The sequence below is a fragment of the Variovorax sp. dw_308 genome, assembly GCF_019207085.1.
In the GTDB taxonomy this organism is placed as follows: Bacteria; Pseudomonadota; Gammaproteobacteria; order Burkholderiales; family Burkholderiaceae_C; genus Variovorax.
Genome location: NZ_JAATOM010000002.1, coordinates 213,031 through 227,908 on the forward strand (window position 1 = coordinate 213,031; position 14,878 = coordinate 227,908).

12 protein-coding genes are annotated in these 14,878 nt (G+C 64.9%); 8 read left to right on the forward strand and 4 right to left on the reverse strand.

The window, feature by feature from the left end; genetic code table 11:
• Positions 1–71 precede the first annotated feature (71 nt).
• On the reverse strand, positions 72–935 hold the full coding sequence (locus tag HCU76_RS04260) for a tetratricopeptide repeat protein (RefSeq protein WP_218508575.1): 864 nt from the start codon (positions 933–935) through the stop codon (positions 72–74).
• Positions 936–1,874 (reverse strand): Ku protein, encoded by a 939-nt coding sequence (locus HCU76_RS04265; RefSeq protein WP_218508576.1) that lies wholly within the window; start codon positions 1,872–1,874, stop codon positions 936–938. It lies immediately after the preceding gene.
• Between the two features lie 764 nt (positions 1,875–2,638).
• Between HCU76_RS04265 and HCU76_RS04270 the strand changes: the two genes are divergently transcribed.
• Entirely contained in the window at positions 2,639–2,992 is a 354-nt protein-coding gene (locus HCU76_RS04270; RefSeq protein WP_218508577.1) for a hypothetical protein, read from the forward strand.
• A 33-nt stretch (positions 2,993–3,025) separates the two neighbouring features.
• Here the strand turns inward: HCU76_RS04270 and ligD are convergent, their stop codons facing one another.
• Complete coding sequence (gene ligD, locus HCU76_RS04275; protein WP_218508578.1) at positions 3,026–5,509, reverse strand: DNA ligase D; 2,484 nt, start codon at positions 5,507–5,509, stop codon at positions 3,026–3,028.
• A 210-nt stretch (positions 5,510–5,719) separates the two neighbouring features.
• Here ligD and HCU76_RS04280 point away from each other — a divergent pair, with 210 nt between their 5' ends.
• From HCU76_RS04280 to HCU76_RS04305, 6 genes are all read left to right on the forward strand, one after another.
• Positions 5,720–7,081, forward strand: a complete 1,362-nt coding sequence (locus tag HCU76_RS04280) for an MFS transporter (protein WP_213956448.1) — start codon at positions 5,720–5,722, stop codon at positions 7,079–7,081.
• Positions 7,082–7,296: 215 nt separating this feature from the next.
• On the forward strand, positions 7,297–8,328 hold the full coding sequence (locus HCU76_RS04285) for a TRAP transporter substrate-binding protein (RefSeq protein ID WP_218508579.1): 1,032 nt from the start codon (positions 7,297–7,299) through the stop codon (positions 8,326–8,328).
• Between the two features lie 24 nt (positions 8,329–8,352).
• The gene (locus HCU76_RS04290; protein ID WP_218508580.1) at positions 8,353–10,257 is read left to right on the forward strand and encodes a TRAP transporter large permease subunit; all 1,905 of its coding nucleotides are present in this window, start codon (positions 8,353–8,355) and stop codon (positions 10,255–10,257) included.
• Between the two features lie 29 nt (positions 10,258–10,286).
• Positions 10,287–11,342, forward strand: coding sequence for a LacI family DNA-binding transcriptional regulator (locus HCU76_RS04295; RefSeq protein ID WP_218508581.1), 1,056 nt, complete (start codon positions 10,287–10,289; stop codon positions 11,340–11,342).
• A gap of 3 nt (positions 11,343–11,345) precedes the next feature.
• Positions 11,346–12,356: an NAD(P)-dependent oxidoreductase gene (locus HCU76_RS04300; RefSeq protein ID WP_218508582.1), complete on the forward strand. Its 1,011-nt coding sequence runs from the start codon at positions 11,346–11,348 to the stop codon at positions 12,354–12,356.
• A 7-nt stretch (positions 12,357–12,363) separates the two neighbouring features.
• Positions 12,364–13,176 (forward strand): amidohydrolase, encoded by an 813-nt coding sequence (locus tag HCU76_RS04305; protein WP_218508583.1) that lies wholly within the window; start codon positions 12,364–12,366, stop codon positions 13,174–13,176.
• A gap of 15 nt (positions 13,177–13,191) precedes the next feature.
• Here HCU76_RS04305 and HCU76_RS04310 read toward each other — a convergent pair whose 3' ends face one another.
• A complete protein-coding gene (locus tag HCU76_RS04310; RefSeq protein ID WP_213956442.1) occupies positions 13,192–14,130 on the reverse strand; it encodes a pseudouridine-5'-phosphate glycosidase in 939 nt (312 codons plus the stop codon).
• Positions 14,131–14,222: 92 nt separating this feature from the next.
• Between HCU76_RS04310 and HCU76_RS04315 the strand changes: the two genes are divergently transcribed.
• Complete coding sequence (locus tag HCU76_RS04315) at positions 14,223–14,813, forward strand: NADPH-dependent FMN reductase (protein ID WP_213956441.1); 591 nt, start codon at positions 14,223–14,225, stop codon at positions 14,811–14,813.
• The last annotated feature ends 65 nt before the right edge of the window (positions 14,814–14,878 follow it).

Below are 14,878 nucleotides of genomic sequence, written 5' to 3' on the forward strand. Positions count from 1 at the left end.
GAGCCCGGAAGTCGGACGCGGGCGTCAGTGCACGCGGGATTTCGTGCACCCTCGTGTTCAGGACTTGGCTATCAGGACTTGGCTATCAAGCGCCGATATGCGCTGAAATGCCGGATCGCCAGCTGCTTGCGGCCCTCGCGCGCGTAAAGCAGCGCCGCGTTCTGGTGCGCGTCCGCAATATCCGGCTGCAGGCGAAGGCATTGCTCATAGCTTTCGAGTGCTTCCGCGACACGGTCCAGGCCTTCGAGGGCCACGGCGCGGTTGTAGTGCACCAATGGATCGTCGGGGCAGTGCAAGACGGCCTCGTCCAGCAGCCGCACGGCTTCCTCGCAGCGCGCGGCCTCGCACATCATGAAGCCGAGGTTGAGGTAGGCATGCGCGTGGTCCGGTTGCAGTGCCAGCACCTGCCGGTACGCGGCCTCGGCCGCGGCGGCGTCGGTCTCCTCGAGGTCCTCCGCCTGCGTGAAGATCGTGTCCACATCGATCGGCGGCGCAGCGCCGCCCTTGCCCGCCACTGGTTTCGACAGGTGGCTGATCGAACCGGAAGCGCCGGTGCCCGGCGCCACGCTGAAGTCCATCACCAACTGGCCCGTGTCTGGTTCCCATTGCGAGCCGCCCGCCCGCACCGCGATGCGGTCGCCCACGGCCGTGATTCTCAGTCCGCTGACCGGCGCCTCCGACGGCAGCGAGCCCTTCAGGCGGCGCAGGGAACGCAGGATCTGCCGCGTCGGAATCCCCGCGGCGCGCAGCTCATGTGCCGAGCGCAGCAGCACCAGGTCCTGGAAGGTGAAGCGCCAGCCGCCGCCCGGGTCGCGCGACGGGTCCACGAAGCCGAGTTCGATCAGCTTCGCCACCGCATGCCGGCTCAGGCCCGACGCCTGTCGGATGCCGCGCAGCGAATCGGCCGTGGGTGCGGGCGGCGCGGCGGCGCTCACTTACTTCCGCGCGCGTGCACGCACCGGCGCCACGGCTTCTTCCGCCGCCTTTGCCGGCTTGGGTGCGCGCTTGGCGCCCTTGGGCTGCGCCATCGGCGTGACCACTTCTTCCACCTCGGCGGCCGACGGCTTTGCCGGGCGCTTCGCGGGCTGCCTGCCGCCACGCGAGAGGCTGGCGCGCAGCATCTCGGTGAGATCGATCACCTCGGCGCCGCCGTGCGTGTCTTCCGGATGGTCGACAGCCACCACCTGCTTGCCTTCGATCTTGGCGTCGATCGCGGCGAGGATGCGCTTTTTCTCCTCGTCCTCGAACATCGTCGGCTCGTAGGTGTCGGCGGAGATCTGGTCGATCAACTGGAGCGCGAGCTTGAGCTCGGGCGCCGAGGGCGTCACCTGCTCGATATCCAGATCCTTCAGCGAACGGACCTCGTCTGCGTACAGCAGTTGCTGCAGCACCAGCCCCTCGTCCTGCGCACGCACCTGCACCACGTATTGCTTCGATTTCCACACCCAGCGCGCCAGCGCGCAACGGCCGCTTTCGAGCATGGCCGCCTTCAGCAGGTTGTAGGGCTTGCCGCCGCGCTTGTCGGGCGCGAGGAAATAGGCCTTGTCGAAGTAGATGGGATCGACCGCCTTCTCGGGAATGAAGGAGACGATGTCGATCAGGTGACTGCCGCCCTCCTCCAGCGACTTCAGCTCGGCGGGTTCGAACAGCACGTAGCGGTCTTTCTCGAACTCGTAGCCCTTGACCATCTCGGACCTCGGTACGACGACTGACGGATCCTTCTCGGAAACGTACTGCTGCTTCACGCGCGCACCGTCCTTGGTCAGCAGGTTGAAGCGCACCGTGCCGGCGCTTTCGGTCGCCGAGTAAAGGCGCACCGGAATCGACACCAGGCCAAAGCCAAGCGACAGGGATGCAAGGGAGCGTGCAGCCATCGACTTCTCCAGGAACGAAGCAACGATTGGCAGCTTGCCACTTTCTGGCGATTTGACAAGTCGGCCGCTGTTGCTGCGCAACAGGACACACTCTTCATTCAGATGCAATTAATTGAATTCAAGCGCATGGCCGCGTGGCTTGTCGCGGTCATGAAGCCCCTGCGGCGAGGACGCCTTTCGTCAGGCGGCTTTTTGCCATTTCATTCAATGAAATATTTAAATGCTGCTTGAGTTAGGACTTGGAACACGAAATCCTGAATCGCGAAGAAGCTCGATACCGAAAAGTACGCGACCACCGGAACGCAATTCATTCAGATAATAAATAGTATCTGAGTCGGCCGATCCGAAACTCCCACGCGCCGGAATTTTGCGGGAACTCACCGGAACAGGGGGATGGCGCGCGGACCGGCAGACCGCCAGTTCCCCCTTGGGGACCATCATGCGCTTGACTCACGGCACGAATCTGCAGGCGGGCTACACCAATCAATTCCGCCCTTGCGTAGGACGACGCCAAAATTGCGTGTAGGGCAAATCCTACACTATTGAATCAACAAAATTCCTGCGGCCAGTGGAATTATGTAGGCACTCTCCTACAAAAATAACACCCCCCAAATGGGTGATATTTTTTTAACCTTAAAAAAATCACCAACCACCACGAAAGCTAGTAGTTTGGTGTACCAGCTGGCAATTGAATTCGAAAACACCGTGAAATAATCCTATTCAGTCACTGGCCTGCTCCCCAAAAAAAAGGCAGCATTGGATGCATGACAAAGCCATTTCTCCTTCTCTCCAGTTTGCTCCTGACGGGTGCGGTGGTGGCACTCGTGGGATGGCAGGCGCTGTTCGGGATCACGGTCCTGTCGTTCTGCACCCTGCTCTGGTCCAGCGAGGGGCCGCCGCAGACACTCTCCAGCGAGGGCGTGGATGAAGTCGAAGCACCCGGCTTGCAAGCCCTGCCTTCGATCGACGCGACCGGCATCGAAGAGGCGATCGATGACGCGGGCTGGTATTACCCACTGGCCGACACGGTGCTCGCGCTGTCGGCGGCCAACGAAACCAGTTTTGGCGATCTGGAACCCGGCCCCGCGCAGGTCGCGTTCAACGCAGTGAGCGCCTAGCCAAGCTGCCAGCGCGGGCCTGGCAGTCGCGGCTCAGCCCGTGAAGTCGAGCAGTTTCATCGCCTTTCCCAACCCCTGCGGCGCATAGCCCTTCCACGGATCGTTGCCCCGGTCGAGCCGTTCGTGAACGTTGGCGATGCTCCATTGGGCGCCGCCGCGGACCTCATCGACTTCGTCCCAAGTCAACGGAATCGACACCCCCAGCCCCGGCCTGGCCCGGGCCGACCAAGCCGCCGCCGTGGTGGCGCCAAAGCCGTTGCGCAGATAGTCCGGAAAGATCTTCCCGACCCGGTTCTTCGGCCCGCTCCTGGCGACAAACAACTGCGGGATGGTTCGCGCAAGGTGCTGCACGATCGCCTGCGAGAAAGACTTGACCGTCTCCCAGTCGTGTTGCTTCTTCAGCGGCACCACCACATGCAGGCCCTTGCCGCCGCTGGTCTTCACGAATGACACCAGCCCCAGCTCTTTCAACAGCACGCGCACCAGGTGCGCGGCCTTCTGCATCGACTTCCATGTGACGCCCTCGCCGGGGTCGAGGTCGAAGGTCATGCGATCGGGCTTGTCGATCGCCGACTTGACCGCATTCCAGGTGTGGAACTCCACCACGTTCATCTGCGCCGCAGACAACACGGCTTGCGCGTTGGGCACTTCCAGATAGGCGGGATGCGCCGGATCGAGCGCCTGGTCCAGCGGCTTCACGCCCGGCATGCGGCCTTCAAGGTGCTTCTGGAAGAACAGCTCTCCCTGCACACCCGCCGGCGCCCGCACCAGGGACACCGGGCGAGCCTTCAGGTGCACCAGCAGGAGCGGCGCCACCAGTCCGTAGAAGCGCACCAGGTCCAGCTTGGTCAGGCCGGTCGACGCGTCGATGACACGCTCCGGATGGGTGACCTTGGGCATGGAAGGGCCGAGTGGTCGTGCAGCCATGGATGGCGCCTCCTTGGGTCGTTCGCGAACGATCGCCTTCGCCGGTTTGTCGGCACGCAGCCCGTGGAACACGGCATGGCGAATGCGGCCGGTCCGGGTCCATTCGCCAAAACTCACCTCCGCCAGCAGGCTGGGCTCGACCCAGTGCGCCGTGCGATCCAGTTCGGTCGGGCCGCTGAGCGGCGACTTGCGCGCGGCCAGCGCATCGAGGCGCTTCTTCAGGCCGAGCAGCGTCTTCTCGTCGAAACCCGTGCCGACGTTGCCGGCGTAGTTCAACTTGCCATGCTCATCATGCACAGCCAGCAGCAGCGAGCCGAAGCCGCTGCGCGTGCCCTGGGGATCGGTGTAGCCGGCGATGACGAATTCCTGCCGCCGCGCGCATTTGAGCTTGATCCAGGTGTCCGCGCGGCGCATGACGTAAGGCGCGTCGCGCCGCTTGCCGATCAAGCCCTCGAGGCCCATGCGGCATGCGGATGCCAACAGGTCCTGCGGCCGGGCATCGAAGCTTTCGCTGAAGCGAAGGGCCGCGGGCGGACGGGCCAGCAGTTCGTGCAGGATCGTGCGCCGGGTTTCCAGCGGCTCCTTGCGCAGGTCGCGGCCATTGAGGAACGGCGCGTCGAAAAGGTAGTAGACGATGCCCGCAGTGCGGCTGCTGTCGAACGCGTTCTGCAACGCCTGGAAATCCGGCACGCCCTTGTCGTCGAGAACGACGATTTCGCCGTCGAGCCAGCCTGAGTCGAGCTTCAATGCCTGGATCGCGCCAACGAGGTGCGCCAGCTTGTGCGTCCAGTCATGGCCGTTGCGGGTGAACAGCTGGACGGCCTTGCCCTCGACCCGTGCCAGCAGGCGATAACCGTCGAACTTCAGTTCGTACGACCACTCTGCCGCGTTGGCTGGAACGTTGTCGACCAACGCCGCCAATTGCGGCTGCAATTTCAGGGGCAACGCCGCCTTCTCGCCGGGAATGTCGCCAGGAATGTCGGCCGATGGCTTCCCTCGCGACTTGCGCGCGGGGGCCCGCGCAGTCGACGCCGCACGCGACCGCAACGGCACCACGCTGTCGGGCATTTCATCGACCAGGCTGAACTCCGCCGCAGGCCTGACGAAGGCGTCCTTTTCCTTGATCAGCAACCAGGGGACCTGCTTCTCGCCACGGCCCTTGATGCGGATCAACGCCCAGCGCCCGTGCATCTTGTGCCCGTGCAGTTCGAACTTGAGCATGCCGTCACGGTAGCCCTCGTGCGCATCTTCCAGTGGCGTCCAGGTGCCTTCATCCCAGATCACCACCTTGCCGGCGCCGTACTGGCCCTCGGGGATGACGCCCTCGAACTGGTTGTAGGCGACCGGATGGTCCTCCACCTGCACCGCCATGCGCTTGTCGTGCGGGTCGTAGCTCGGCCCCTTGGGCACGGCCCAACTCTTCATCGTGCCATCGAGTTCGAGCCGAAAGTCGTAGTGCAGCCGGCTGGCCCAGTGCTTCTGGATCACGAACGCGAGCGATCCGCCACGCGTCGTCCCACCTTCCGCGGGTTCGGGCGTGACGGCGAAGTTGCGCTTCGCGCGGTAGAGCTTCAGCGAATCGTTGGACATGCGGCCATCAGAGTCAAATGGACATCAATTAATTGCAAATTTCAACTGTTTACTTTCGATTTAGTTGCTTTTGATGTCAGCCAAGGCGTCGATTCGACGCAGGACATCAACGCAAACCCTAGATGTCCCGCATGCGACAGATCGCGAAAATAACGCACCTATAGCATCGCCTCCACAAAAATACGCGCATTGACGCGTGGGAGGCAAATCATGAGTTCAAACGCAAGTGCCGTTCCAGGCACTCTCGCCGCGCACGCCGCCGACAAGGGCCGGGTTGAAGCGCTTTACAAGAAGATAGGCTGGCGGCTTCTGCCCATCCTGCTGCTTTCCTACATGATCGCGTTCCTCGACCGGGTCAACGTCGGTTATGCGCAGTTGGGCATGAAGAAGACACTGCCTTGGGACAACGAGGTCTACGCGCTTGGCGCCGGCATGTTCTTCGTCGGCTACCTGATTTTCGAAGTACCGAGCAATCTCCTGCTGGCAAAGATCGGCGCCCGGAAAACCATGCTTCGCATCATGCTCCTGTGGGGAGCCTGCGCCGCCGGGATGATGTTCGTCGAAACCCCCATGCAGTTCTACGTCGTCCGCTTCGTGCTCGGCGCATGCGAGGCGGGTTTTTTCCCTGGCGTCATCCTCTACTTCACCTACTGGTATCCGTCGGTGCGGCGCGGGCAGGTGATCGCGATCTTCATGTCGGCGACTGCCATCATCAGCGTGCTGGCAGGCCCCATCTCCGGCGGCACACTCAAGTATCTCGACGGCGTGAACGGCTGGCATGGGTGGCAATGGCTGTTCCTGACCCAAGGCATACCGGCTCTCATGCTCGGTGCCCTGGTGTTTTTCTGCCTGGACGACAAGCCGGACCAGGCCAAGTGGTTGTCCGAGTCCGAAAAGAACCTCGTGCGCTACAACCTTGAAACTGACGTCAGCGGCAGCAACGCTCACAGTGGTCATTCGTTCGGAGAAGTGCTGCGCGACCCGAGGGTCTACGTGTTTGCAGCGGCGTACTTCATCTTGCTGGGTTGCGCCTACACCATCATTTTCTATACCCCTACCCTGATCCAGAGCTGGGGCGTCAAGGACGTGCTGCACGTCGGCCTGCTGGCCGCCATTCCCAACGTCTTCGGCGTCATCGGGATGATCCTGATCGGCCGCAATTCTGACCGGACGGGCGAGCGGCGCTTTCACTATTTCATATGCGTTGCGCTGACCGCCATCGGCATGGGCATCACCACGCTCACTATCGGCAACCTCACGGGATCCCTGGTGGCACTGTGCTTTGCAACGATTGGCATGACGGCCGCGACGCCGCTCTTCTGGACCGCCGCCACCGAGTACCTGCCCAAGGCGTCGGCTGCTGGTGGCATTGCCTTCGTCAGCAGCCTCGGTGCAATCGGCCCATCAGTCTTTCCATCCATCAACGCTGCCATCACCAAAGCCACAGGCAGTCCCACTGCCGGCATCTACGCCGTCATGGTGTGCTACTTTGCCTCCGGCGCCCTTCTGGTGATGGCCGTTGGAAAGCGCAAGGCCGGCTTCGTGCCCGGACCGAAGGTCGCCGTGCACTGAGAGCGAGGCACCCACAGCCCGCCTGAAATCGCGCGCCCGCGGGATTCATCAAGGCGCGGCACCTCTCCGGAGGGCAGCGCCTTTTGCTTTTCCGGTTCGCTCCGACACCAAGGAATACACCTACGCCGCCGCGTTGACCATCATTTTGTGTATCGATACAGTAAATCGTTCCACCGCATGCGATGGAGCCGTTTACCCCAGACAGGAGACACAAGATGACCATGATTTCAAGGCGCAGGTTCGTCCAGACTTCCACGGCTGTTTCCCTCGCGGCGGCGACCATCGGCCTGGCTCGGACGGCCGGCGCACAGGCGCCGATCGCGTTGCGGCTGTCCTCTTCCCTCGCGGCCGACCAGAACTCGGCCCACGCCGTATGGACGGAGTTGATGCAGGCCAACCTGAAGAAGGCGGTGGGCGACCAGATCAGAATCGACTACTTCCCCAACAACCAACTCGGCAAGGAAGCCGACGTGGTGCAGCAGGTGAAGGTGGGCTCCATCGACATGATGACCACGGGCTCGTCGATCTGGGCCACCGTGACGCCGCAGTTCGGCATGCTCGACCTGGGTTACCTCTTCGACAGCTACGACCACGTGGCGAAATCGCTCGATGGCGGCGTCGGCGCCAAGCTCAACGACATGCTGCAGAAAGGCACCGGCTGCCAGGTCCTCACCTGGGCCCAGCACTTCGGCGCGCGCAGCGTCTACACGAAGCAACCGGTCAAGTCGCTGGCAGACATCAAGAACGTGAAGCTGCGCGTGCTGCCCACGCCAGCCTTCATCGAGACCTTCAAGATCATGGGCGCGATACCGACGCCGATCTCTTTCGGCGAGCTCTACATGGCAGCCCAGACCGGCGTGGTCGACGGCTTCGAGCACGACGCCGCCACCGTGGTCGCCAACAAGCTCAACGAAGTGGTGAAGTACTGCTGGACCACCGAGCACCTGTTCAGCCCGATGGTGTGCGTGGCCGGCAAGCGCGCGATGGACAAGATCCCGGCCAACCTCCAGCCCGCCTTCCTGAAGGCCGCCGCCGACGCGACAACGCAGCAGCGCACCATCGGGGCGACCAAGGGCATGCAGGCCATCGAGGAACTCAAGAAGCTGGGCATCACCTTCTCGCCGATGGCGAAGAACGAGCGCGATCAGGTGCGCAAGGAGATGGACGAGAAGCTGTGGTCGGGGTTTGCCAAGCAGTACCCCGAGACCGCGCCGCTGTTCGCCGCCATTTCTTCGGCGCGCGGATGAATCGATGCCGGGTGAGCAACTGACATGTCGAGCGTGCTGCCAGCCATCCCCGAAGCGAACGTGGCGCCTGCCACCCCCGCGCTCGGCTTCGACGTCAGCCATGCTTCCGGACGATGGCTCGCCTGGGTCATGCACGTCACCGAGTACGTCGCGGGAGCGGTGCTGGCCGTCGACGTGCTGGTGGTATTCGTCTCGGTCATCTTCCGCTACTTCCTGCATTCGCCCTTCGACTGGGCCGAGGAGGTGGCCCGCGCGTTGATGGTCATCCAGGTGTTCTTCGGCGCGGCGACCGTGCTGGCGCGCAGCCGGCATGTCGGCATCGACCTGTTCCGCGGCATGCTGCCGGCGCGCTGGCAACCGGCGCTGCTGCAGTTCAGCGGCTGGATCATCGTGGGCGTGTCGGCGGGCCTGTTCGCATCGTCCTGCGAGCTGCTGGTCGATTCGTACAGCATGAGCACGCCGATCGGCTTTCCGCAATGGATGTATGTCTACCCCGTCACCATCGGCAGCCTGTTCATGACGCTGTTCGGCCTGGCCAATGCGGTGAACGGGCCGCCGCGCGTGGTGTGGGGCACGCTGGCCGCGGGGCTGGCGATGGTGGCCCTGGTGTGCGCGTGGAACTGGCTGATGCCGACGCATGCGATTCCGCCCTGGGCGCTGCTCACGGCCGGCTTTCTCGGTGGCTTGCTGCTCGGCGTGCCGATTGCGTTCGTGCTGGCGCTGTCGTCGCTGGTGTATTTCATGGCCGACCCGTCGCTGCCGATGCTGGTGTATTCGCAGCAGGTGATGGCGGGCACCGACCACTACGTGCTGCTGGCCATTCCGTTCTTCGTGCTGGCCGGGTTGCTGATGGAAGCCAACGGCATGTCGTCGCGGCTCATCGAGTTGCTGCTTCGGATGTTCGGCCGGCTGCGGGGCGGCCTGGGGCTGATCACGATCACGGCGACGGCCTTCTTCTCGGGCGTGTCGGGCTCCAAGCTGGCCGACATCGCGGCGGTGGGCGGCATCATCATGCCGGCCGTGCGCAAGACGCGGCAGGACCCCAACGAGACCGCCGGCCTGCTCGCCTGCACCGCCGTCATGGCCGAGACCATTCCGCCATGCATCAACATGATCATCATGGGCTTCGTTGCCAACATCTCGATTGCCGGGCTGTTCATGGCGGGGCTGGTGCCGGCCGCGGTGCTCGCGTTCTCGCTGGCAGCGGTGACCGTGTATGTCGGCCACAAGATCAACCCCGACGAAGCCTTCGACGTGCGCACGCCGATGTTCCGCCTGCTCGGCGGCGCGCTGGTCGCACTGATCATGGTGGCGATGATCGGCAAGGGCGTCACGTCCGGCGTGGCGACCTCGACCGAAGTGTCGGCCTTCGCGGTGATGTATGCGCTGGTGATCGGCTGGCTGGCGTTTCGCGAGCTCACGGTGCGCTCGGTCATGCAGCTCTTCGTGCGCTCGGCCTCGATGGCGGGCGGCATCCTGTTCATCGTCGCGGCGGCGTCGAGCCTGTCATTCGCCTTGACGATCCAGCAGATCCCGCAGTACCTCTCGTCCTTCATGATCGGCTTCGCGCATTCGTACGGCAGCACCATGTTCGTGCTGCTGTCGATGTTGATCATGATCGTGTTCGGCGCCGTGCTCGAAGGTGCGCCGGCGTTGATCATCTTCGGCCCGCTGCTGACGCCCATCGCGGCACAGCTCGGCGTGAACCCGCTGCACTTCGGCACGGTGATGGTCATCGCGATGGGCCTCGGGCTGTTCGCCCCGCCGGTGGGCCTGGGCCTGTTCGCGACCTGCGCCATCACCGGCACCAATGTGAAAGACGTGGCCCGGCCGATGATGAAATACCTGGTCGTGCTGTTCGTGACGCTGGTGGTGCTGGCGCTGGTGCCGGCGTTCTCGCTGTGGCTGCCGACACGGATGGGCCTGTGATATTCAATCGAAGACATGGAGAGCATTGAGTGAGCAGCATCCACGATGTGGCCAACCGCGCGGGCGTCTCGACCAGCACGGTGTCGAACGTATTGAACGGCCGCAACGACCGCATGAAGTCCGAGACGCTCGCGCGCGTCGAGGCGGCCATCCGCGAGCTGAAATACCGGCCCAACACCTCGGCGCGGCAACTGAAGACCGGGCACACGCCACTGCTTGGCGTGCTGGTGCCATCGATGGCGAATCCGATGTACGGCTTCATCGCGCGCGAGATCGAGACGCTGGCGCAGGAACGCCATGGCTTCCGCATCATGATCGGCAACACCTACCGCGACCAGGACAAGGAAGCCCGGTTCTTTGACGACCTCATGGCGCATGGCGTGCGCGGCGTGATCATCATTTCATCGCTGATCGACGAGCAGCATTTCGAGCGTGCCGGCGAACGCGGCCTGATCATGGTGAGCTATGACCGCCGCGCCACGCCGGGCGTGGCCTCGGTGATCGACCACGTCTCGGTCGACAGCTTCGAGTCGGCGCGCCTTGCCACGGCGCACCTGATCGAGCAGGGCCACAGGCACATCGCCTATGTCACGCCATCGGGTCGCACGATGAGCCGCAACGAGAAGATCAATGGCTTCCTGCATGCGGCCCGGGCCGGCGGCGTGGAGGCGACGGCGCAGGTGGTCGAGGGATTGCCGGTCGACGAGTACGGCGACTCGATGATGAGCGAGCTCGGCCGGATGCAGGCCGGCCTGCTCGCGAAGTCGAAGAACCGGCCCACCGGCGTGGTCGGCGTCAACGACATCCTTGCCTTCGGGTTGATGGCGGGCTTCAGGGATGCCGGGCTGTCGGTGCCGCAGGATGTGTCGGTGGTCGGCATCGACAATGTCTTCCTGTCCAACCTGATGTACCCGGCGATGACCAGCGTGCGCGTGCCCGTCCCGGAGATGGCGCAGGTGATGGTGGAGCGCGTCATGGGTCGGCTGGCCGACGCCGACATTCCCGCCGGCGAATTCATGTTCCAGCCCACGCTGGTGATGCGCGACTCGGTGGCACCGCCGCCCCGCGCAGCGCGCGCAAGGTAGTCGATGACCACAGTCTTCGTGAGTCACTCCCCGGGCCAGCTGGCCCAGTACTACGGCGACCGCGCCACGGCCGCGTTGCAGGCGATCGCGGATGTGCGCTTCAACCCGGGCGATGCAGCGCTCTCGTCGGCCGGGCTTGCCGCGCTCGCGCAGGACTGCGACGTGATCGTGTCGTATCGGCAGACCGTGGGCGACGAAGCGCTGTTCGCCGCCCTGCCCCGCCTCAAGGCCTTCGTGCGCTGCGCCATCGACATCCGCAACATCGACGTCGCGGCCGCGAGCCGGCATGGCGTGCTGGTGACGCAGGCCAGCGCCGGGTTCATCCCTTCGGTGACGGAGTGGATCGTTGCGGCGATGCTGGACCTGAGCCGTGGGATCAGCGCGTCCGCGGCGCTGTACCACGCGGGCCAGCCCGTGCCGCCCGCGATGGGGCGTGAGCTGCGCGGCTCGACCCTCGGTGTGATCGGCTACGGGCAAATCGGCCGGCACCTGTGCAAGGTGGCGCTGGCGCTCGGCATGCGCGTGGTCGTGCACGACCCGTTTGCGAAGACCGATAGCGCGGACTTTCCGCAACTCGGCTTGGAGGAGTTGCTGCGCGTGTCCGACCACGTCGTGTGCCTCGCAGCCGCGACCGCAGCGACGGAGAACATGATGAACGCGCGCGCCTTCTCCTCGATGCAGCCGCACGCGTTCTTCATCAATGCATCGCGTGGGGAGTTGGTCGATGAAGACGCCCTGCTCGCAGCCCTGGATGCCGGGACCATCGCCGGTTGCGCGATGGACGTGGGTCGGGCGCCCGACCAGATGCCCACGCCATCGGTCGCGGCGCACCCGCGCGTCATCGCCACGCCGCACATCGGCGGCCTGACCCCACCGGCCATCGAGCACCAGGCGATGGAGACCGTCGCGCAGGTCGCCGCGTTGATGCAGGGCCGGGTGCCGCAGGGTGCGGTCAATGCGAACGAGGCTTTCCGCTGGCGGCAGGCTTGTGCTGCCGCATCCACGCTTTCCTGAGGCCGGCATGTACACCACTTTTCCCGGCGCCTGCGACTGCCACGTCCACATCTACGAGGATGGCTATCCGGTCGTGCCCAACGCGGCCTGGCTGCCGCGGCACTCGCCGGTGTCGGCCTACCGCAGCGAGGTGCAGGCGCAAGTCGGGCTGCAACGCGCCATCGTCGTGCAGCCGACCGGCTATGGCTTCGACAACCGCTGTACCCTCGCGGCGCTGGCGCAACTGGGCGATTCGGCGCGCGGCATCGCCGTTGTCGCGCCGGACGCCCCCGATGCCGAGATTGCGCGACTGCACGCGGCCGGTGTGCGCGGCGTCCGCTTCATGATGCTTCCTCCGTCAGTGATGGCCTGGGACTCGCTGGAGCCGATGGCGGCACGCCTGAAGGATGTCGGCTGGATGGTCAACCTTCAACTCGACGGCCGCACGATGCCCGGCCACGAGGCAGCGTTGAAACGCCTTCCCTGCAAGCTGGTGATCGACCATATCGGCAAGTTCCTCGAACCGGTCGCGCCGGAGCATCCTGCGTTCCAGTCGCTGCTGCGCGTGCTCGACACCGGCAACGCCTGGATCAAGCTCTCGGCGCCTTACGAGACCTCGAAGACTGGCGCGCCGGGCTATGACGATGTCAGCCTGCTCGCGCGCAGCCTCGCCGTGCAATTCCCGGAGCGTTGCCTCTGGGCCAGCAACTGGCCGCATCCGGGCCGCGACCCCGTGCCGCCGGTCGTACCGCTGTACGACCTGCTGGCCGCTTGGGCTGGCAGCGAGGCGACGCGCCGCAGGATCCTCGTCGACAACCCGGCGCAGTTGTACGGCTTCTGAAGCAAGGGCGCAGCGCTAACTCGCGCCGCAATCGCCGCCGAGCGCCACTGCCAGCCGCGCGCCGACTTCGGCGTTGTGCTTCACCAGTGCAATGTTGGTGGCCAGGCTGCGGCCGCCAGTCAGCGCCTTGATGCGCGCAAGCAGAAACGGCGTGACCGCCTTACCTGTGATGCCCTGCGCCTGGCACTCGGCGAGCGCCTGCGCGGTCATGGCATCGATCTCCTCGCGCGGCATGGCCGCCACTTCCGGCACCGGTGTGCTCAGCACCACGCCACCCGCCAGGCCCAGGTCCCACTTGGTGCGGATGAAGCGCGCCTGCGCCGCCGCATCGTCCAACCGGTAGTCCGCACGAAAGCCGCTGTCGCGCGTGTAGAACGCGGCAAAGTTGTCCTGCTCGCAACTGAGCACCGGCACGCCGTGCGTTTCCAGGTATTCGAGCGTGAGCCCGATGTCGAGGATGGACTTGGCGCCCGCGCACACCACGGCCACCGAGGTGCGCGCGAGTTCCTGCAGGTCAGCCGAGATGTCGAAGCTCTCCGGCGCGCCGCGATGCACGCCGCCCAGGCCGCCAGTGACGAAGACCTCGATGCCGGCCAGCGCCGCGCAGATCATCGTGCCGGCCACGGTGGTGGCGCCCAGGCCGCCGCTGGAGAGCACCGCGGGCAGGTCGCGTCGACTCACCTTGGCGGCCTTGCCGGAACGGCCGAGCAGTTCCAGCTCGTCGTCCGAAAGGCCAATGCGAATCCTGCTGCCGATCGCCGCGATGGTCGCGGGCTCCGCGCCGAGTTCGCGGATCACCGCCTCGACTTCGCGCGCCGTGCGGACGTTCTCCGGGTAAGGCATGCCGTGCGCAATGATGGTGGACTCCAGCGCCACCATCGGGCGGCGCGCGGCCCTGGCGGCAGCCACGGGTGCACTGAAGGCGAGCCACGCGGCGGCAAGTTCGGCAGCCATGTCGGTCGATGCTTTCGTTGGTGGAATGGACGGCGTTACTGTAGCCTCGGCCGCATTGCCATCTTTCCTGACTTGAAAGGCAAGGTACGGACATGACTGACAAGGTTCTGGTGTTCTACGGCTCGTACCGGTCCGACCGGATGGGTGTGCGCCTGGCGGATTACCTCGTCGCGAAGCTGCGGGCGCGCGGTACCGATGCGGCGCTCATGGACGCCAAGGCCATCGACCTGCCCATGCTCGACCGCATGTACAAGGAGTATCCCAAGGGCACCGCGCCGGCCAGGATGGAGACGCTGGCCGAGCGCATCCGCGGCGCCGATGCCTTCGTGTTCGTGACCGGCGAATACAACTGGGGACCCCAACCCGGCCTGAAGAACCTGACGGATCATTTCCTTGAGGAATGGTTCTGGCGCCCGGCCGCCGTCGCGAGCTATTCCGCCGGCCGATTCTCCGGGGTGCGCTCGGGCACGATCTGGCATTCGATCCTCTCCGAGATGGGCATGGTGGTCATCTCGAGCACCCTCGCGGTCGGCCCGATCTCCCAGACCCTGGATGCGGGCGGCAATCCTGTCGGCAGCGGTGGAGAGGCGCTGGAGCGATCCTTCGGCCGCTTCGCCGACGACCTGGCATGGTGGACCGAAGCGGCGCGGGCGCAACGCGAGCGAAAGGCGCCACCTTACTGAACCGCCGAGGCGCCGAGCCTTCCCCACGACGCACAGAGAGCCACATCGTGCCGTGTGGCCGCGGC